16 protein-coding genes are annotated in these 18,830 nt (G+C 68.9%); 8 read left to right on the forward strand and 8 right to left on the reverse strand.

Annotated features, from left to right (window positions below; all coding sequences use genetic code 11):
* Position 1 precedes the first annotated feature (1 nt).
* Genes ACI7YT_RS18595 through ACI7YT_RS18615 form a run of 5 tightly spaced genes read right to left on the reverse strand, consistent with a single transcriptional unit; the run spans position 2 to position 2,100 of the window.
* A complete protein-coding gene (locus tag ACI7YT_RS18595; protein ID WP_406247716.1) occupies positions 2 to 616 on the reverse strand; it encodes a hypothetical protein in 615 nt (204 codons plus the stop codon).
* Positions 613 to 1,164, reverse strand: a complete 552-nt coding sequence (locus tag ACI7YT_RS18600) for a hypothetical protein (RefSeq protein WP_406247718.1) — start codon at positions 1,162 to 1,164, stop codon at positions 613 to 615. Before ACI7YT_RS18600 ends, ACI7YT_RS18595 begins: the two co-directional genes overlap by 4 nt.
* Positions 1,161 to 1,478 (reverse strand): hypothetical protein, encoded by a 318-nt coding sequence (locus ACI7YT_RS18605; protein ID WP_406247720.1) that lies wholly within the window; start codon positions 1,476 to 1,478, stop codon positions 1,161 to 1,163. The genes ACI7YT_RS18600 and ACI7YT_RS18605 overlap by 4 nt, the downstream gene beginning before the upstream one ends.
* On the reverse strand, positions 1,475 to 1,666 hold the full coding sequence (locus ACI7YT_RS18610; RefSeq protein ID WP_406247721.1) for a DUF2273 domain-containing protein: 192 nt from the start codon (positions 1,664 to 1,666) through the stop codon (positions 1,475 to 1,477). The genes ACI7YT_RS18605 and ACI7YT_RS18610 overlap by 4 nt, the downstream gene beginning before the upstream one ends.
* Entirely contained in the window at positions 1,663 to 2,100 is a 438-nt protein-coding gene (locus ACI7YT_RS18615) for an Asp23/Gls24 family envelope stress response protein (RefSeq protein WP_406247723.1), read from the reverse strand. The genes ACI7YT_RS18610 and ACI7YT_RS18615 overlap by 4 nt, the downstream gene beginning before the upstream one ends.
* A 174-nt stretch (positions 2,101 to 2,274) precedes the next feature.
* Between ACI7YT_RS18615 and argG the strand changes: the two genes are divergently transcribed.
* The 5 genes from argG to ACI7YT_RS18640 all read left to right on the forward strand — a co-directional run bounded on the left by argG (position 2,275) and on the right by ACI7YT_RS18640 (position 12,269).
* Entirely contained in the window at positions 2,275 to 3,723 is a 1,449-nt protein-coding gene (gene argG / locus ACI7YT_RS18620; RefSeq protein ID WP_406247725.1) for an argininosuccinate synthase, read from the forward strand.
* 150 nt (positions 3,724 to 3,873) lie between these two features.
* Positions 3,874 to 4,491 (forward strand): TetR/AcrR family transcriptional regulator, encoded by a 618-nt coding sequence (locus tag ACI7YT_RS18625; protein WP_406247727.1) that lies wholly within the window; start codon positions 3,874 to 3,876, stop codon positions 4,489 to 4,491.
* Positions 4,488 to 7,319 carry a YhgE/Pip family protein gene (locus ACI7YT_RS18630; protein WP_406247728.1) on the forward strand — a complete coding sequence of 944 codons (2,832 nt, stop codon included), beginning with the start codon at positions 4,488 to 4,490 and terminating at the stop codon, positions 7,317 to 7,319. The genes ACI7YT_RS18625 and ACI7YT_RS18630 overlap by 4 nt, the downstream gene beginning before the upstream one ends.
* Entirely contained in the window at positions 7,316 to 9,499 is a 2,184-nt protein-coding gene (locus tag ACI7YT_RS18635; RefSeq protein ID WP_406247730.1) for a YhgE/Pip family protein, read from the forward strand. Before ACI7YT_RS18630 ends, ACI7YT_RS18635 begins: the two co-directional genes overlap by 4 nt.
* Before the next feature lie 112 nt (positions 9,500 to 9,611).
* Positions 9,612 to 12,269: a penicillin acylase family protein gene (locus ACI7YT_RS18640; RefSeq protein ID WP_406247732.1), complete on the forward strand. Its 2,658-nt coding sequence runs from the start codon at positions 9,612 to 9,614 to the stop codon at positions 12,267 to 12,269.
* Between the two features lie 46 nt (positions 12,270 to 12,315).
* Here the strand turns inward: ACI7YT_RS18640 and ACI7YT_RS18645 are convergent, their stop codons facing one another.
* Both ACI7YT_RS18645 and ACI7YT_RS18650 read right to left on the reverse strand, forming a co-directional pair.
* The gene (locus tag ACI7YT_RS18645) at positions 12,316 to 14,073 is read right to left on the reverse strand and encodes a heparinase II/III family protein (protein ID WP_406247734.1); all 1,758 of its coding nucleotides are present in this window, start codon (positions 14,071 to 14,073) and stop codon (positions 12,316 to 12,318) included.
* A 100-nt stretch (positions 14,074 to 14,173) separates the two neighbouring features.
* On the reverse strand, positions 14,174 to 15,550 hold the full coding sequence (locus ACI7YT_RS18650) for an MFS transporter (protein WP_406247736.1): 1,377 nt from the start codon (positions 15,548 to 15,550) through the stop codon (positions 14,174 to 14,176).
* Positions 15,551 to 15,601: 51 nt separating this feature from the next.
* Here ACI7YT_RS18650 and ACI7YT_RS18655 point away from each other — a divergent pair, with 51 nt between their 5' ends.
* From ACI7YT_RS18655 to ACI7YT_RS18665, 3 genes are all read left to right on the forward strand, one after another.
* Positions 15,602 to 16,360, forward strand: coding sequence for an alpha/beta fold hydrolase (locus tag ACI7YT_RS18655; protein ID WP_406247738.1), 759 nt, complete (start codon positions 15,602 to 15,604; stop codon positions 16,358 to 16,360).
* 109 nt (positions 16,361 to 16,469) lie between these two features.
* On the forward strand, positions 16,470 to 16,694 hold the full coding sequence (locus ACI7YT_RS18660; RefSeq protein ID WP_406247739.1) for a helix-turn-helix transcriptional regulator: 225 nt from the start codon (positions 16,470 to 16,472) through the stop codon (positions 16,692 to 16,694).
* Positions 16,687 to 17,964, forward strand: coding sequence for a HipA domain-containing protein (locus ACI7YT_RS18665; RefSeq protein WP_406247740.1), 1,278 nt, complete (start codon positions 16,687 to 16,689; stop codon positions 17,962 to 17,964). The genes ACI7YT_RS18660 and ACI7YT_RS18665 overlap by 8 nt, the downstream gene beginning before the upstream one ends.
* Positions 17,965 to 18,005: 41 nt before the next feature.
* Here ACI7YT_RS18665 and ACI7YT_RS18670 read toward each other — a convergent pair whose 3' ends face one another.
* Positions 18,006 to 18,830 carry a DUF2510 domain-containing protein gene (locus tag ACI7YT_RS18670; protein ID WP_406247741.1) on the reverse strand — a complete coding sequence of 275 codons (825 nt, stop codon included), beginning with the start codon at positions 18,828 to 18,830 and terminating at the stop codon, positions 18,006 to 18,008.

An 18,830-nucleotide genomic window follows, 5' to 3' on the forward strand; every position in this document is an offset into this window, starting at 1 on the left:
CTCACCGGACCCTGGTACCGGATCGGAGCCGGTCGACGAGCCGGTGCTCACCGAAGTGCAGCAGCACCGGCATCCGCGTGCCGCACAGCGCCGCCCACTCGTCGATCGCCGTGCCGGCGGCCACGAGCACGCCGGCGAGATCGGCACCGCGACGCGGACGCACGCGGATCCGCACCACGGTCTCGCCCCGCACGACGTGCACGTCGGTGTGCGCGGCGATCACGTCGGAGCGGCCCTGCAGCTCCGCGTCGACGACTGCTCTGACGATGCTCGCATCCGCAGAGGTGACGCCGCCCGCGTCCCGCACCGACAGCACCGTGGACGAGCGCCCACCACCCCGTGTCGCGAAGAAGACCACGGCGAGCACGATGATGACCGCCCCGGCACCCGCCGCAGCGAGTGCGGCCATCGGCACCTCGCGCCCATCGGGCAGCGCCACGGCGGCGTCGCCGAACAGGCCGCTGCCAGCGGCCGCCGCTCCCTCGATCTCGGCACGCAGAGGCTGAGCCCAGGCCGGACCGATCCCGTACAGCAGCAGGATCGCGCCTCCGACGCCCAGCACGAGCGCCATGAGCACCAGCACGATGCGGTTGACCACGCGATTGGTGGCGTTCACCCGACGATCCCCCGATCCCTGACCACGACGGTGGGCTCGACCACGAAGCCGAGTTCGTCGAACACGCGCAGCGCGGCCTGCCTGGCCGACTCCTCGTCGACCGCGACGCCGCTGGTCGGCACGATCTCGACGCGAACCCTACGCCGACCGACCACGGCGCTCACCTGCGCACGGTCGATCCCGCAGCGGGATGCGACGGCATCAGCCGCGGCATCCGCCAGCAACCCGTCATCCACGAGGAGCGCATGCTCGGCGAGCGTGCGGGCTCGCCGAGGGCGCCTGCCGGGGAGCACCCCTGCGGCGAGGAACATCACGGCCAGGAGAACGGCGACGCACCCGACCGCGACCAGGGTCCCCAGCCCTGCACCGGTCGGATACGTCACCAGGTGGTGCGCGACCCCCACATCGAGCACCGACCACGCCATCACGCCGATCCCCACGACGATCAGCACGACCAGCACCGCCACGGCCACGACGGCCGATGTCGTGCGCGACGAGTGCGTCTCCCTGCGCAGAACGCGTCGATACACGCGCGCCTTCTCCTTCACAGCACTCTCCTGTCCGTGCGTTCGACCCCCGAGAAGCGAACGTCCACGACTCCGACCCGACGCCCGGCACACTCCCTCAGCGACTCGACGACGCGGTCCCTGATCCCGGCTCCCCGCTGCACGAGATCCTGCGAGCGCCCCAGCAGCACCGGGACCGTGATCGAGATCCGAAGCGCGCCGTGCCGGTCCCCCAGGTCCACACGAACGCGATCGGCCCCCACCTCGGCGGCATCCGAGACGACGCCGGTCGCCAGCCTCTGCAGGGCCCGCGTCGTGATCGTCGTCCGGCCGTCGAGCGACCCGCGTGCCGTCATGACGACGAGCGGCGTCCGCGCAGCGCGTCGGCGATCGCCCGCACATCGAGCCGACCGTCCACGATCCGGCCGATCCCGGCCCCGATCAGCACGGCCACGGCGACGAACACGAACGCCCAGAAGCCGAAGGCGACCCAGCACACCGCGAGCGCTCCGGCGAAGATCGCCCCCGTCACCGTGGAGGTCACCGGACTCGCGCCTCCTCTGAGCCGTCCTCGTCGTCGGACGGGATGTGCACGTCGTTCACCGTGACGTTGACCTCGGCGACCTCCATGCCGACGAGCTCCTCCATGGCGCGGTACACGGCGGCGCGGACGTCCGCTGCGACCTTCTGCAGCGACACCGGGTACGAGGCGACGATCGTGATGTCGGCCGCGACCTGTCGCTCGCCGACCTCGACGCTGACGCCCTGGGTGAGGTCCGTGGAGTTCAGCGCGTCACGGATGGCGCCGACGACCCTGGCCGCACCGCCGCCGAGAGCGTAGACGCCCTCGACCTCACGTGCCGCGATGCCGGCGATCTTCGCGACGACCGCGTCGTCGATGACCGTGCGCCCCTGCTCTCCCGACGCCGCCTCGGCGCCACGAGCCTTGGCCGCTGCGCCGGAAACCTGCTCAGCCATGTCTGCTCCTTCAGTCAGGGCGCCGTGAGGCGCCGTCGGCGAGGCGGAATGAACGGCCTCATTAGTAAGACGGCGTTCTCGCGCTTTCGTCACGAATTCGTCCGAAATCCGTTCCGTCGCGCTGGCGCACCCGCCGATCAAGGCGACACGCCGCGCGCCGATAGACTGGGAGCCATGTCCAAGGTCCTTCAGTCCCTCCCCGTCGGCGAGCGCGTCGGCATCGCATTCTCCGGAGGCCTCGACACCTCCGTCGCCGTCGCCTGGATGCGCGACAAGGGTGCCGTCCCCTATACGTACACGGGCGACCTCGGGCAGTACGACGAGGACGACATCGAGTCGATCCCCGGCCGTGCGCTCGAGTACGGCGCCGAGAAGTCGCGCCTGATCGACTGCAAGACCGCGCTGGTCGAAGAGGGCTTCGTCGCCCTGGCCTGCGGCGCGTTCCACATCCGCTCCGGCGGCAGGACGTACTTCAACACGACGCCGCTGGGTCGCGCGGTGACGGGCACACTGCTCGTCCGCGCCATGAAGGAGGACGGCGTCGACATCTGGGGCGACGGCTCCACCTACAAGGGCAACGACATCGAGCGGTTCTACCGCTACGGCCTGCTGGCCAACCCTCGCCTGCGCATCTACAAGCCCTGGCTGGATGCCGACTTCGTCACCGAACTCGGTGGACGCCAGGAGATGAGCGAGTGGCTCATCGCGCACGGCTTCCCGTACCGCGACTCCGCCGAGAAGGCGTACTCCACCGACGCCAACATCTGGGGCGCCACCCACGAGGCCAAGACCCTCGAGCACCTCGATGTGTCGCTCGAGACCGTCGACCCCATCATGGGCGTGAAGTTCTGGGATCCGTCCGTCGCGATCGAGACCGAGGACATCACCGTCACGTTCGAGGGCGGCCGCCCCGTCGCCATCAACGGCGTCGAGTACTCCGACCCTGTTGCGCTCGTCGACGAGGCCAACCGGATCGGCGGACGCCACGGCCTCGGCATGAGCGACCAGATCGAGAACCGCATCATCGAGGCGAAGTCGCGCGGCATCTACGAGGCACCGGCGATGGCACTGCTGTTCATCACGTACGAGCGCCTGGTCAACGGCATCCTGAACGAGGACACCCTCGCGACGTACCACGAGCAGGGCCGGCGCCTCGGCCGCCTGATGTACGAAGGGCGCTGGCTCGAGCCGCAGTCGCTCATGCTGCGCGAGTCCATCCAGCGCTGGGTCGGCTCGACGATCTCCGGTTCCGTCACCATCAGGCTGCGCCGCGGCGACGACTGGACGATCATCGACACCGTCTCGCCGAACCTGTCGTACGGCCCCGAGAAGCTCTCCATGGAGCGCGTCGGGGACGCCGCCTTCGGGCCGGTCGACCGCATCGGTCAGCTCACCATGCGCAACCTGGACATCGCCGACTCGCGCGCGCGCCTCGAGCAGTACGCGGGCCTCGGCCTCGTCGGCGGCGCCACGGGCGAGCTCGTCGGCCGCGTCACGGCCGGCGAGGCGAACGAGATCACGGATTCGGTCGAGGGCACCACGCTCGCCCAGACGGATGAGGCCCTCGCGGATGCGGTGGATGCGGCATCCGAGGGTGCCGCCTTCGACTCCGGCACCGACTGATCCCCGCGAGCCGACGTCTGCGTTCTCTCAGATGACGCACGAAGGGGCGGATGCTGCGGCATCCGCCCCTTCGTCGTTCTCGGCGGCCGGCTGCTGAGAAACCATCGAGTTATCTTGCACATGAGTGTGCAGATTAAGTAACATGAAGGCATGACCTCCCGTGCACCCCGCCGCGACGCCGTCGAGAACCGCGCCGGCATCCTGGACGCGGCCCGCCACGCGCTGGCGAACGACCCCTACGCGTCCGTCGACGTCATCGCCCGCAGCGCCGGGTTGTCGCGACGCACCCTCTACGGACACTTCGACGACCGCGAAGCACTCATCCGCGAACTGATCGCGAACGGCGCCCAGCGCTTCAACACCATCGCCGCCTCGATCGACGATCCCGATCCCCGCATCGCCCTCGCCCGCCTGGCCTCGCGCCTGTGGCAGGAAGCCGCGCACGTGCAGGTCGCCGCCGCGCTCGCGCTCGACGAAGCGCACCTCGCCGACACCGCCGAGGCGCTGGCACCTCTGCGCCGCACGGTCGCCGACCTCGTGCGCCGCGGCCAGGACGACGGCAGTCTCCGCTCCGACCTTCCCGCGCCCACGGTCGCTCGGCTCATCGAGGAGATGGCCCGCACGGTCGTGTCCCGCACGGATGCCGCCAATACCGGCGCCGAGAATCTGGCGGTGCGTTCGGTGCTGAGCATCGCAGGACTCTCGTGGCGCGAAACGGACGATCTGCTCGCGTCGCACTCCGAGCTCGTCGGGGCGGAGAAGCCATGACGCCCAACGCGTGGAGCGTCTTCCGGCGCGACCTCGGACGCCTCGCACGAGTGAGCAAGGCGTGGATCATCATCGTCGGCGTCATCGTCACGCCATCCCTCTACGCGTGGTTCAACATCGTGGCGTTCTGGGACCCGTACTCGCACACGCAGAACGTCAGCGTCGCGATAGTCAATCAGGACGAGGGCGCCACCTCCGAACTGACCGGAGACATCGACGTGGGCGCCGAACTCGTCGGCGAGCTCGAGAAGAACGACCAGCTCGGCTGGGAGTTCGTCGACGAGGATGAGGCGATGGATGCCGTCAGGAGCGGCCGCAGCTATGCGGCGATCATCATCCCCGAAGACTTCAGCCGCGACTTCCTCAGCATCACCACCGGCGAGTTCGAACAGCCCGTCATCCGATACTTCGTGAACGAGAAGGCGAACGCGATCGCGCCGAAGATCACCGATGTCGGCGCATCGACGATCGAGACGCAGATCAACAGCACGTTCGTCTCGACCGTCTCCGAGGTCGTCTCCGAACAGCTGCAGAGCGCCGGTGCGGATGCCGAGGAGCAGCTCGGAACGGCGCGCGACAGCACCATCACCGCCCTCGACGACGCCGTCGCCGAGATCACCGCCGCACGAGGCAGCATCGCAGAGCTGCAGAGCGGTCTGACCGACGCCCAGGGCCGTCTCGACGGCGCCGCATCGGCACTCGGTGGCGTCGCCACGACACTCGACGACGTGCAGGACGGCGTCGCCCAGGCGCAGCAGATCACGGCAGAGGCGCAGCACGAACTGCTGACGTTCACCGACCAGGTCACGTCCGCGTACGTCGACGGTGCGACCCTGATCGCCGATGCCTCGGTGAAGATGAACACCGCGATCGCGACGCTGTCCACCAGCCTGCAGCAGACGACCGTCACGGTCGACGCCGCGATCGACGACGTATCGGCCGTGGTCGAGGCGAGTGCCACCACGCTCGACGAACTGCAGGCGATTCTCGATGAGACCGATCCCGGCTCGCCCGCTGCGCAGAAGCTCGGCGAGGCCATCGACGCGCTGAAGGAGCGCAACGCCGCTGACCAGCAGATCCTCGACCAGCTCACGCAGCTGAACGCGGACATCTCGGCCACGATCGACTCGGTCACCACCGCCTCGGACACCATCGACTCCGCCGTCGCCGGCGCTGCCACTTCGGCGAGCGCGATCCGCGACGTGCTCACGCAGAGCGTGCCCGAGCTGAACAGTGCGATGTCGGCGCTGTCCGCCAGCGCATCCGCGTTCTCGGCCGCACTGGATGCGCAGCAGACCCAGGTGACGCAGGCGCAGGGCCTGCTGGTGAGCCTGAACGCTCAACTCGCGACGAACGTGGACGCCCTCGCGGCTCTCGACGGCAACCTCGCCGCAGCGGAGTCGGGTCTGAGCGGTGTGCGCACCGACGTCCTGGCGCTCAGCGCCGCGGAGATCTGGAATCGACTCAGCACGATCAGCGGACTCGACCCCGAACAGATCGCCCAGTTCATGGCCTCCCCGGTCGAGGTCCACGAGAACGTGCTGTTCCCCACCGAGACCTACGGTTCGGCGATGGCGCCGCTGTTCACCAACCTGTCGCTGTGGATCGGTGCCTTCGTGCTGATGGTGATCATGCGACTCGAGGTCGACACCGAGGGGGTGGAGGGAGTCTCCGTCCGCCAGGCGTACCTGGGGCGCTGGATGCTGCTGGCCGCGATCGCCGTCTTCCAGGCGGTGCTCGTGTGCGTGGGCAACCTCGTCATCGGCGTGCAGACCGTGAATCCGTTCGCGTTCGTCGGGACCGGTGTGCTCATCGGCTTGTCCTACCTGAGCATCATCTACGCGCTTTCGGTGTGCTTCGGCTACGTCGGCAAGGGCCTGTGCATCCTGCTGGTGATCTTCCAGATCCCCGGGGCATCGGGGCTGTACCCGATCGAGATGATGCCGGACTTCTTCCGCGGGCTGTACCCGTTCCTGCCGTTCACGTACGGCATCGACGCGCTGCGCGAGACCGTCAGCGGGTTCTACGACGGCCACTACTGGCGGGACCTGGGGGCATTGGCCGTCTTCGTGGTGCTGGCGTTCGCACTCGGACTGTTCCTTCGCCGCCGGCTGGGGAACTTCGCGCTGCTGTTCAACCGTCGTCTCGCCGAAACCGAGCTGCTGGTGAGCGAGGACGTGCAGATCACCGGTCGCCGTCGTGCGCCCGAGATCATCCGCGCGCTGACCGACGGCGACGGATACCGCGCGGAGGTCGCCGCACGAGCCCAGCGGTTCACCGAACGGTATCCGGCCCGTCTGCGCCTCGCGCTGGTCGTCGGCGCCGCCGGCCTGGCCGTCCTCGCGCTGTCCGCCTGGTTGCTTCCGGATGCCAAGGCGACGGTCCTGGGGCTGGGTGCGCTGTGGTGCCTGATCCTCATCGCCGCCCTGGTCGCCCTGGAGTACATCAAGCAGAGCATCCAGCTCGCCGCCGAAACGGGCGAGATGCCCGAGGAGGACCTGCGCCGGGCGCTGGTCGTCGAGAACGAGCACGATCCGCTGCTGCTTCCGGTGACCGGGACCGGCGCCGGAACCGCGGCCGCGGTCGCCTCGTCCGCGCGCACGGCCGTCCTCGAGCGTCCGGATGCCGCGGACACCGCGGACTCCGACGAGGACACCGCCGTGATCGAGGACCTGTTCGCGACCGACGAGGTCGCCGAGGACCCGGGTCGGACCGAGGACGAGACCGCCACCGAGGCGGTGCCCATGGTCGAGCCCGAATCCGACGATCCGGAACAGGCGGAACAGCCCGAGGACTCGAACCAGGCGGAAGGAGAGGCACGCGAATGAACAGCATCCTGCAGGTGTTCCGCTTCGACCTCCGCCGGGCGATGAGCAACGTGATGTCTGTCATCGTGATCTTCGGCCTCGTCGTGATCCCTTCGCTGTTCACCTGGTTCAACGTGATCGCGAGCTGGGACCCGTTCGGGAACACCGAGAACCTGACCGTCGCCGTCGCCAACACCGACGAGGGCTATCAGAGCGACTTGATGCCGCTGCGGATCAATGTCGGTGAGCAGGTCGTGTCCGCACTGCGCGCGAACGATGATCTGAACTGGGTGATCACCTCCGAGGACGACGCGATCGACGGAACGAAGTCCGGTGAGTACTACGCCGCGATCGTGCTGCCGCCGACCTTCAGCGCCGACATGATGACGTTCTACTCCGGCGGATCGGAGCACGCCGAGATCGAGTACTACACGAACGAGAAGAAGAACGCTCTCGCCCCGAAGATCACGGAGCAGGGTGCGAGCGAGGTCACCACCACGATCAACGAGGCGTTCACCGAGACGCTCAGCGAGGTCGGGATGAACATCATCACGTCGCTGTCCGGCTATCTCGACGATGCGGACACCCAGGCCGTGCTCACGCGCCTGCAGGCCCACGTCAGCCAGGCGGCCGCGCAGCTGCGCGCCGCATCGGCCACGGCGGACATGTTCACCTCGCTCATCGCGTCGAGCCGCCCCCTGGCCGACAGCGCGGCGGAGTTGGCGGCGGGATCCCGTGAGGCCCTGCAGGACGCGACCGGCGCACTGGGCAGCGGGACGGATGCCGCCGGGACGCTGAAGGATGTCCTCCGGTCGACCTCGGCATCCCTCGGAGATGCGCTGGCAGGCACCGCCGACGGCTACCAGGCGGTCGCGGACAGCATCGACGTGGTGTTCGCTTCGCTGAGCACGTCCTCCGCAAGCGCGAGCAGCGCGATCAGCGCAGCGGCGGCACGGGTGCAGACGCAGATCGATCAGTATCAGGGACTGCGCGACGCGCTCGTGGACGACGTCCGCCCGGTGCTGCCCGACGCCGCGCTGGACGCGTTCGACCGGGCCGTATCGCGGATCGATGCGGCGATCGCACGGCAGCAGGACCTGCAGGACCGCCTGGAGACCGCCGCCACGGATGTCACCGGGGCGGATGCCGAGATCCAGGCGACCCACGACGAGATCACCGCGCTCGTCGCGAGCGCGAAAGCCGCCGTCGCGGATGCGAAGAACGCCTACGAGGACAGCCTGCAGCCCCAGCTCGACCAGCTCGCCGACACGCTGGCGACCATCGGCGACGACGTCGACTCGGTCGGCGATCAGCTCTCCGCCGTGGCGGATTCGCTGTCCGGAGCGGACTCGCTCGGCACGGTGCTGGAGCGCGCCGAGTCGTTGAGTACGGAGATGTCCGTCTCGCTCACCGACGCGGCTGACCGCTTCGACGAGCTCGCAGCGGCGTTGCAGACCGCGATCGACACCGGCGACCTCTCGGAGCTCACCGAGGTGATCGGCGCTAACCCGCACCTTCTCGCCGCCCATCTCGCCGAGCCCGTCGCCCTGGAGCGCGTGGAGGTCTACTCCGTCGTCAGCTTCGGTGCGGCGATGACGCCGCTGTACACCGTGCTCGCGCTCTGGGTGGGCGCCCTGCTGATCTCGGTGTCGATCCGTGTCGATCCCCCGCAGGGACCCGATTCCGACCTGCCCGCCCTCTCGCCCGCTCAGACGTACCTCGGCCGGTTCGGCATCTTCGCGTTCGTCGGGTTCCTGCAGAGCTCCCTGGTGTGCCTCGGCAGCATCTTCTTCACGCAGATCCAACCAGAGCATCCGTTCCTGCTGATCCTGGCCGGGTGGGTGATGTCGATGGTGTTCACGCTGATCATCTACACGTTCGTCGTCACGTTCGGGAACGCCGGCAAGGCCCTGGCCGTGCTGATGCTGGTGGTGCAGATCTCCAGCTCCGGCGGCGCCTACCCCCTGCAGCTGCTGCCGCAGTGGTTCCAGAACGTCAGTCCCTTCCTGCCCGCGACACACGCGGTGAACGCGATGCGCTCCGCGATCGCGGGAATCTACGACAACGACTACTGGGTCTCGCTGGGCCTGCTGGTGGCCTTCATCGTGCCCGCCCTGCTGCTCGGCCTGGTGCTGCGTCTGCCGCTCATCGCGTTCAACCAGAAGCTGCTGAGGGCTCTGGCCTCCACGAAGCTCATGTGAATGCGGCCATCGCCGAGGAGATAGGTATGATTCGGGGTGCGCGTGACCCGACACGCGCACCCCGATCCGGTGGAACCGGGTCTCACGGCACTACCCGAAGGACTCCATGACGATGACGACAGTTGAGCCCGAATCCGCCGCGCCGCGCCGCTCGGTCGGGCGACGGATCGGCGCGATCCTGCTCACCGTGATCGCGGCCGTGGTCGTGATCGCGGTCGCGACTGGTTTCTTCGTCGCCTGGACGATCAGCCGCTCGCTACCGCAGACCTCCGGCACCGTGGAGCTTCCCGGTCTCGAGGCGCAGGTGACCGTGCAGCGCGATGCCTCGGGCATCCCGACCATCACGGCCGACAGCTCCGACGATCTCTTCCGCGCCCAGGGCTTCGTCCACGCGCAGGACCGGTTCTTCGAGATGGACTTCCGCCGGCACGTGACCAGCGGGCGGGTGGCCGAGATGTTCGGCGAATCCCAGGTCGCGACCGACATGTTCCTGCGCACTCTCGGCTGGCGCGAGGTCGCCGAGGAAGAGGTCGCGGCGATGGATGAGACCACGCTCGGCTACTACCAGGCGTACGCGGACGGCGTGAACGCGTATCTCGCCACGCGCAGCGGCGCCGATCTCAGCCTGGAGTACGCCGTGCTCGGCATCCAGAATCCGGATTACGAGGTCGAGCCGTGGGAGCCGGCGGACTCCGTCGCCTGGCTCAAGGCGATGGCATGGGACCTCCGCACCAACATCGAGGACGAGACCGAGCGCGCGATCCTGGCATCCCAGCTGGGCGCGGACGGCACGGATGCCGCGACGACGCAGACGCTGCTGGAGCAGCTGTACCCCGCTTACCCGTTCGATCAGAACCCGGTGATCGTCCCGAAGATCTCCACCGTCCCCGCGCTCGGCTCCGACACGACGGCCGAGCCGGCCGCGTACACGGCGCCGACCGACGGCGAGGCGGACGCCCAGGCCGCCATGACGACGGTGGACTGGCAGGAGGCCGACTCCGTCATCGAAGCCGCGAGCCTGCTGGTCGGCGACGTGGGTGAGGGCATCGGTTCGAACTCGTGGGTCGTCTCCGGTTCGCTGACCGAATCGGGGATGCCCTTGCTCTCGAACGATCCGCACCTCGGCGCCTCGCTGCCGAGCGTCTGGTACCAGGTGCAGCTGAAGTGCTCCGAGGTCACCGAGGAGTGCCCGTTCGACGTGGGCGGCTTCTCGTTCTCCGGCCTGCCCGGCATCGTGATCGGGCACAACGCCCAGGTCGCCTGGGGGTTCACGAACCTCACCACCGACGTCACCGACCTCTACGTCGAGCGCGTCGACGGCGATTCGTACTGGCGCGACGGCCAGCTCGTGCCGCTGGAGGTCCGCGAGGAGACGATCAAGGTCGCAGGCGCCGCCGACGTCCCCCTGACGATCCGCGAGACCGTGCACGGCCCGATCATCTCCGGCCTGACCGATGACTTCACGGAGGTCGCAGACGATCCCGTGGTCGGCACCGGCGGCACGGTGCTTCCGCTGGCCGGTGCGCCGGAGGTCCCTGAGGGCGAGTACGCGATCAGCCTGCGCTGGACGGCACTGGACGTCGGCACCGCCTCGACCGCGATCTTCGCGCTGGCCACGGCGCAGGACTTCGACGACTTCCGCCATGCGGCATCCCTCTTCGATGTGCCGGCGCAGAACCTCATCTACGCGGACGTCGACGGCAACATCGGCTACCAGACACCCGGGCGGCTGCCAACGCGCGGCACCGGCGACGGCTGGCTGCCGCAGCCCGGCTGGGACAGCGCGTACGACTGGACAGGGTTCATCCCGTTCGAGGAGCTCCCCGTGGCGTACAACCCGACCTCGGGATACATCGTCACCGCGAACAATGCGATCGTCACGGACGACTACGCCCACTTCCTCTCGCGCGACTGGGACTACGGCTATCGCGCCGCGCGCATCGCGCATATGATCGAGCGGCGCGCGGCGGCGGCACCGCTCACCGCACAGGACATGCGCCAGATCCAGATGGACGACGAGATGTGGATCGGCAAGCAGCTGGCCACGGCGATGGGCGGCATCGAGGTCGACGGCAAGGGTCCGCAGGCCGCCGTCTCGCTGCTGCGCACCTGGGATGCCCAGAACAGCGCCACGTCGGCCGCGGCGGCGTACGCGAACGTGCTGTGGTCGAACCTGGCGCAGAACATCTTCGCGAATCGCGAGACGCCGCTGCCGTTGGGGAGTCAGAGCCGCCTGTTCGCGGTGGTCGGCGGGATGCTCGACGATCCTGCGGATCCTCTCTGGGTCAACGAGGCGATCGACGTGGACGGCATGGACGCGATGCTGAAGCTCTCGGCCGAGCAGGCGTACGACGAACTCGCGGGCCTGCAGGGCGAGACGCCGTCGCGCTGGAACTGGGGAGGGTTGCACGCCCTCAGCCTCGTCAGCGACACTCTCGGCTCGTCCGGGATCGCCCCGATCGAGTGGCTGTTCAACCGCGGGCCCTACACGGTCGGCGGCGGCCCGTCGATCGTGAACGCCACCGGGTGGGAGCTCGGCGAGTCGTACGCGACGACGACGGTCCCGTCCATGCGGATGGTCGTGGACATGTCCGACCTCGACGCGTCGAGCTGGATCCACCTCACCGGCGCCTCAGGGCACGCCTTCGACGACCACTACACGGATCAGACCGCCGACTGGGCGGCGGGCGTGCAGCGGGACTGGGCGTTCTCGGCGGATGCCGTGGATGCGGCGACCGTCGAGACGCTGGTGCTCACGCCCGGAGGGTGATCAGCAGTCCCCGCGTTTCGACTCGTGCGGCTCCGCCCGTCCTCGCTCAACGAACGAGGGGGGTCGCCGTGATCGTGCACCGCGCGTCCGCGGCCGTGCGCGCGAGGTCCAGGAAGTGCGCGGTCGCGGTGTCGCCGTCGTGGGTGCGGAACTCCGCCTCGCTGAGCCGCGGCTCCCACTCGTCGGACCACGTGACCCGCAGAGCTCCGTGCTCACCGCGGATCACGGCGGCATCGCCCTCGAGCGAGATCGGGAACAGCGACACGAGCCGATCGACGATCTCGACGGCATCCGCCAGCTCGAACTCATCCGCGACGGTGAGTGTCCCATCCGTGAATGTCAGCGCGCGACGCACGCTCCGGAGCGCGGTCGGCTCGTACGCCGACGTGAGGTCGAGCACCAGGCGCCCGTCCGACGGCGCCGCCTCGATGACGACCGCTTCGGCATCCCGCCCGTCGCGCTGGTGCGTGCCGCCGATGATCGGCACGCTGTGCCCCTGCGACCCGGCCGAGATGTTGTCGTACCGCGTCTCAGGCTGAAAATACGCCGCGTCGTAGAACCCCATGCCGAGTTCGCTCAGCAGGGGTTCTCCGTTGACCGCGAACACGAACGATCCGAGGTCGTTGTGGTTGTGCGGCTCGTCGTTGTGTCCGGCCTTGGCCGCGAAACCCACCTCGTTCCCGCCCGCTTCGGCTCGGACGACCAGCCACTCGGCGTCCGGGAACCAAGTGGCGGATGCCGCGGCATCCGGAACGTGGTCGTCGGCGTCGCGCGCCCAGACGAACTGCCGGATCACGGGGCCCCAGTTGTGGTCCCAGCCGCCGGGCGACCAGAACTCGCGTGAAACCGCGGCTTCAGGATCCCTGGACTCGACCAGACCAGCCAGCGCGGGGGCGACCATGCCGTACGGCTCGGCATCGGAGAAGGCGGCGACCGCGCGTCCGCCCAGCGAGACGCCGCGCGGATAGCGGGCGATCGCCGCGATCTTCTCCTGCTGCGGGCCGTTCCAGAGGTCGATGCCGGTGCGCTGCCGCAGAGCCTGGGCGTAGTAGACGAAGTGCCCGAAGCCGTAGTTCCAGTAGTTCAGACCCTCGACGCAGATGCCGTCATCTCCGTATCCGGAGAGCAGGGCATCCATCGAGGCCGTGCACCGATCGAGAATCCCTTCGAGTCCGTCGGTCTCGAGGTGCATCGCGGCGATGCCGACGCTCGCGGCGCAGACGGACGACCAGTTCGTCTCGACGCTCTCCCAGGGCCACGTCCGCTCGCGGAACGGCGTGAGCACGCGGCGCTCGATCTCACGACGGACCCGCGCGATGACGAGCGGGTGGAGGCGGTCACCCAGGAGCGTGCAGATCTCGGCGAGCGCGAAGGCGGTCTCGGCGGCGAAGAGGTCGATGCTCTCGTCCTGCAGAACCTCCGGAGCCGGCGAGGACAGCTCGAAGATGTGCGCCGGCAGGGCCCAGGCGTACTCGTCGCAGATCGCCCAGAGGACGTCCTCGGTCGCCGAGATCGGGACCTCGTCGCTGAGCAGCGCACCGATCGCGGCGGCGAACAGGCGTCGACGCCGATCGAAGTAAATGTCCTCGAACGCCTGGCGGTCACCGGTCACGTCGAAGCGCACGTAGTCGGAGAACCCCCACCAGGGAATCGGAGTGCCGGCCTCGGCGAGTGCACGGTCGAGGAAGAGCCGGGCGCGCTCGGCGACCCACCGGTTCCGGATCGGCGCGCGCCACAGCTCGGCCGAGCGCGCTTCGGCGAAGACGGTTTCGGTGGTCCCGCCGTCGAGAGTGGTGTGCGTCATGAGAGTGCTCCGATCCTCTCGGTAAACGTATGCCGTATCTCGCAGATGCGCGTGCCGACCCGGCCGATGGCGGCGATCACGACCGCCCTCCGGTCACGCTTCAGGCGGGTTCCGCCATCGCGGTGCCGCCGTTCGCGTGACCGTGCTTTTCCCGTTCCAGGGCCGCGGCAGCCTTCCGCGCGATCCATCGGATCCCCGCCGCCGACCCGAGGAAGACCACGCCGAGCACGACCCACCCGACGAACCCGTACGTGATCGCGGTGGCGTTGACGACGATCGGTGCGGCGAGCGCGCCGACCGAGAATCCCATGCCGAACACCCCCTGGTACGCACCCGCGCGAACCGGGTCGGCCAGTTCGAAGCTGAGCCCCCATGCGCCGGCCTGCGACAGGATCTCGGCGAAGGTGTGCAGCACCGCGGCGGCGAGCAGGATGACGATGGCCGACCAGGTCGGCAGGCCGGCCGCGAGCGCGTACACGATGCAGGCCGCCGCCATCAGCCAGCCGGCGATCATCGTGACGCGTCCGGCGACGCGCACATCGTGCGTTCCCCGGGAGGCCCGCACCTGGAACAGCACCACAAGAGTGGTGTTGAGGATCAGGATCGCGGCGACCACGACTTCAGGGGCGGTGGTGCGCTCTGTGATCCACAGCGGCACGCCGAGCTCGGCGACGCCGAACTGCATGCCGAAGATCGCGGACAGCAGGGTGAGCAGCAGGTACCGGCGGTCGCGCCACGGGGAGCGGCGGCGCCAATCGAGGCGCGCCACGCGCGCGGCATCCGCGGTGTTCCGCGTGTCGATCGACCCCGTCTCGGTCCGCACCGGCTCGACGGTGCGCGTCGGCGCGTCGACCGAAGCCGGCAGGCGCAGGAGCGGCAGAGTGCCCAGGATGCCGATGACACCGGCCCCCACGATGACGGCCCGATACGCCTCGGGGGTTCCGAGCGCCAGTGCGATCGCGGCGATCCCGGACCCGAACGCGATCGACAGATTCGTGACGGTGCGCAGCACCGCACGCGCATGGACGCGCTTGTCAGGGGCGAACCCGCGGGCGATGATGGCCGACCGCGACGAATGGCCGATCGTGTCGAAGAATCCGGCGAGCGTGGCGATCACCAGCGCCGCCACGAACGTATCCGCGAACGCGTACGTCGCCAGCAGCACCGCGCCGAGCGCCTCGAAGGCGAACGTGAGCCGACGGGCGCTCCAGCGGTCCGCGAGCCAGCCGCCGAGGAAGGACGCGAGGACGCCGAACGCGCTGGAGACGGCGAGCACGACGGCCGCCTCACCGGCCGACAGGCCGATGATCAGCGTGAAGTACAGCACCGTGACCGACAGGAATACGCCGCGGCCGATCCGTGACACGGCCGTCGATGCGACGAGCGCCCGCAGCACCGGGTCGTCGAGCGAACGGGCGATGCGTGCGCTGAGGCTCGGCTTCGTGCTGGTGGGGGCGGAAGGGTCCTGCGAGATCACACACCAGTCTCACACGACCGGCGGACACCGCCCGTCGGATATCGTCCTCGTATGCCGACCCGTCTGCTCGCCCCGGAGTGCGTCCCCGCCACCGTCGATGAGTTCGATCACGCAGGCGCGACGCTGATCGTCGAAGCGTTCGGTGAGGGTCGCCCGTTCGTCCTGCTGCACGGCATCGGGATGGGCCGCAGCGTCTACCTCGATCTGACCCGGCGGCTGCACGGACGGGTGTTCGCCGTCGATCTTCCCGGTTTCGGGGAGGCGCCGGAGCCGGAGCGCACCTTGACGATGGCCAGGCACGCGGATCTCGTGGCCTCCTACCTGCGCTCCGCCGGCATCACGGATGCCGTCGTGATCGGTCACTCGATGGGCAGCCAGATCGCCGCCGAGCTGGCGGCACGGCATCCGGACCTCGTCGCCGGCGTCGTCCTCGCGGGCCCTTCGGTGAACAGTGCCGCCCGGACGATCACCGCGCAGGCGGGGTACCTGCTGTGGGACCTCCTCGGAGAATCCCCGACCGTGCTCTGGCGCGGCGCCAGGGAGTACCTGCGCGGCGGGCCCCATCTGATCCGCAAGATGCGCGCGATGATCGTGCACGAGCCGGAGGACGCGTACCGACGCATCCGGTGTCCGGCACTCGTGCTTCGCGGCGAAAGCGATCCGCTGGCTCCGATGAGCTGGTGCCAGGAGATCCTCGAGTGCATTCCGAGCGCCGAGCTCGCTGTGATCCGCGATCACGGCCACGAAACCCTCATCAGCGACGCGGAACCCGCCGCCCGGCTGATCCAGGACTTCGCCGCGCGCGTGTGAACGTCATCGTGCGATGTTCCTCTGTGGCCGAACGTCCACTTGTGCAAATGTGGACGATCGCTTACATTTGAAAATGTGGTTGATCGCCCACATTGACGGGAGTCGCATCGTGACGACAGTGCAGTCCATGGCCGAGGCGGGGGCCGCGCTGCGCGCCCGCCGCACGGAGCAGGGTCTGTCGCAGGCCGCGGTCGCCCGTCGGGCCGGCGTCTCGCGCGAGTGGCTCAACGAAGTCGAGAACGGCAAGAGCAGGTTCGATTTCCAGCTCTACCTCGCGGCGTGCGAGGCGCTCGACCTCGACGTCGTCGTGCAGAGGAGAGCGACGGATGCCTGAACTCGATGCGTACCTCGATGGCATGCACGTGGGACAGTTTCAGCAATCGTCAGGCGGGGCCATCACCTTCCATTACGGCGAGCAGGCCACGATGCGGACTCCCCTCTCGCTCTCGATGCCGCGCACGCTCACGGCACACAAGCAACGGGCCGCCCGCCCCTATCTCGAAGGCCTCCTGCCCGACAATCCGGGTGCGCTCGAGGCCATCGCCAACGAGTACCAGACCAGCCCGAGATCGATCTTCGGGCTACTGGCCGGTGTCGGCCGCGAAGTTCCCGGCGCACTGCAACTGATCGCCCCCGATGCCCATCCCGATGACGCGGCGCACGGCGCCCCGACCGGCGAGGAGATCGATGACGAGGACATCGCCGAGCGCCTCAGAACCGCGATCGACGTGTACCGCGATGGCCGGACGTCGCGCAATGTGGACTTCCGCTTCTCTCTTCCCGGCGCGCAGGCCAAGATCGCGCTCACGCGACTCCCCGACGGGAGATGGCTCGTCCCCGACCGGCACACGGCCACCACCCATATCCTCAAACCGGCCAGCCCCGATCAGCCAGTGCCCGACATGGACGTGGCCGAGGCGATCACGCTCGAGGCCGCTCGCCGTCTGGGCCTCGATGTCGCGAACACCGGTTCATGGCATGCGCCCGACGGCACCCTGTCGGCTCTTGTCGTCGAACGCTACGATCGCTGGTTCGACGAAACCGGATCCATCCGCCGGCGGCATCAGGAAGACCTGACGCAGGCGCTTTCCGTACCGCCCTCGAAGAAGTACCAGGCAGACGGCGGACCCGGCGTGGGGAAGGTTGCGGAGCTGATCCGCGGACGCGTCGCCGCCCGCGACCAGCACGATGTCGCCCGCGCCTTCTTCGAGGGCTTCGTCTTCAACATCGCCACCCTGGGCACCGACGCGCACGCGAAGAACTACAGCCTGCTTCTCGAGCAGAACCGGGTGAGCATGGCGCCGCTCTACGATCTCGTCTCGGCTGCGCTGTACTACGACGCGGACGCATCGTCCCGGAAGCTGCGACCATCGATGTGGGTGGGCGAAGAGCGATCGTTCGAGAATGTCACGGCCGAGGCACTCGCCCGCGAGGGGGTACGTCTCGGGTTGAAACGCGATGAAGCGGGCGAGGTCGTGGCGAGAATCCTGCAGGGCGCGTCTACGGCACTCGTGAGCGCAGCCTCTGATGCCGGCCGAGACGACATGGCGGCAGCGGCCGAGCGGAACCTGGCGCGGTTCTCCCCCGTGCGCTTCGACGTCTGACACGCTGTGTTCCGGCCCCGAGCGGCAGTGTGAACCGCGCGTCAGCGCACCGGCGGCGGCACCTCCGGAAGCACCATCGCGTACCGCCGGGAGCGCGTGAGCAGCAGGACGAAGACCGCCAGTCCCGCGAAGATCAAGCCGAACGGGATGCCGAGGAACGCGAGAACCCCGCCGAGGACCTCTTCTCCTGCGGAGGCCAGGCCGATGCCGAGCGCACCGACGACGAGCGCGAGAACCGCGATCGCGGCGATGATCCACCCAGCGATCATCGAGATGAGATAGCCGCGCGGGCCGAAATGCCCTGGCCGCACGCCGATCTTCATGCCGACGTACCAGCTCCAGCGCGTGCCCGTCCACCAGCGCCCGGCCTGCCCCGTGACCGGATACCATCCGGCGCCCGGCCCCTCGGCATCGCCGGGCAGCGGGCGCACGGCGACGTCCGCGAAGGGCGCGCCGTGCGGGGCGGGCAATCGGCGCAGGCCCTTCGTGGTGATGCCGCCGATGAGCCAGACCGCTCCGGCTGCGGCCATGAGGATGGTCGTCAGCGCAAAGGCGTCGTTGCCGGACATCATTCGGGTGAACAACTGCATCGCAGCGAGTACGAGGAACACGATGCCGAGCACGATGCCGGTCGCCGCCGGCTCGATCGCGAAGGCATCCGGCTTCGGCCTGCCGTCCCTGACGCGGTAGGGCGTCCAGATCGCGCCGTCCCACCACCGCAGGTCCGACGTGCCTGGCACGGTGTACCAGCCCATCGGCAGGGCGACCGCCGGGACCGCGCGCTCGTTCGCCGTCCACTGGAATCCGTCCCACCACCGCTGATGACCCGGCGTCCCCGCGTCGTACCACCCTGCGGGCGCTGACAT

The sequence above is a fragment of the Microbacterium sp. M genome, from assembly GCF_045181065.1.
Lineage (GTDB): Bacteria > Actinomycetota > Actinomycetes > Actinomycetales > Microbacteriaceae > Microbacterium.

Excerpts from the sequence above, each read along its gene's own strand:
- ACI7YT_RS18605 (WP_406247720.1), bottom strand. The coding sequence starts at position 1,478 with ATGACGGCACGCGGGTCGCTCGACGGCCGGACGACGATCACGACGCGG.
- argG (WP_406247725.1), top strand. The coding sequence starts at position 2,275 with ATGTCCAAGGTCCTTCAGTCCCTCCCCGTCGGCGAGCGCGTCGGCATC.
- ACI7YT_RS18665 (WP_406247740.1), top strand. The coding sequence starts at position 16,687 with ATGCCTGAACTCGATGCGTACCTCGATGGCATGCACGTGGGACAGTTT.
- ACI7YT_RS18640 (WP_406247732.1), top strand. The coding sequence starts at position 9,612 with ATGACGACAGTTGAGCCCGAATCCGCCGCGCCGCGCCGCTCGGTCGGG.
- ACI7YT_RS18635 (WP_406247730.1), top strand. The coding sequence starts at position 7,316 with ATGAACAGCATCCTGCAGGTGTTCCGCTTCGACCTCCGCCGGGCGATG.
- ACI7YT_RS18625 (WP_406247727.1), top strand. The coding sequence starts at position 3,874 with ATGACCTCCCGTGCACCCCGCCGCGACGCCGTCGAGAACCGCGCCGGC.
- ACI7YT_RS18615 (WP_406247723.1), bottom strand. The coding sequence starts at position 2,100 with ATGGCTGAGCAGGTTTCCGGCGCAGCGGCCAAGGCTCGTGGCGCCGAG.
- ACI7YT_RS18655 (WP_406247738.1), top strand. The coding sequence starts at position 15,602 with ATGCCGACCCGTCTGCTCGCCCCGGAGTGCGTCCCCGCCACCGTCGAT.
- ACI7YT_RS18645 (WP_406247734.1), bottom strand. The coding sequence starts at position 14,073 with ATGACGCACACCACTCTCGACGGCGGGACCACCGAAACCGTCTTCGCC.
- ACI7YT_RS18670 (WP_406247741.1), bottom strand. The coding sequence starts at position 18,830 with ATGTCAGCGCCCGCAGGGTGGTACGACGCGGGGACGCCGGGTCATCAG.
- ACI7YT_RS18630 (WP_406247728.1), top strand. The coding sequence starts at position 4,488 with ATGACGCCCAACGCGTGGAGCGTCTTCCGGCGCGACCTCGGACGCCTC.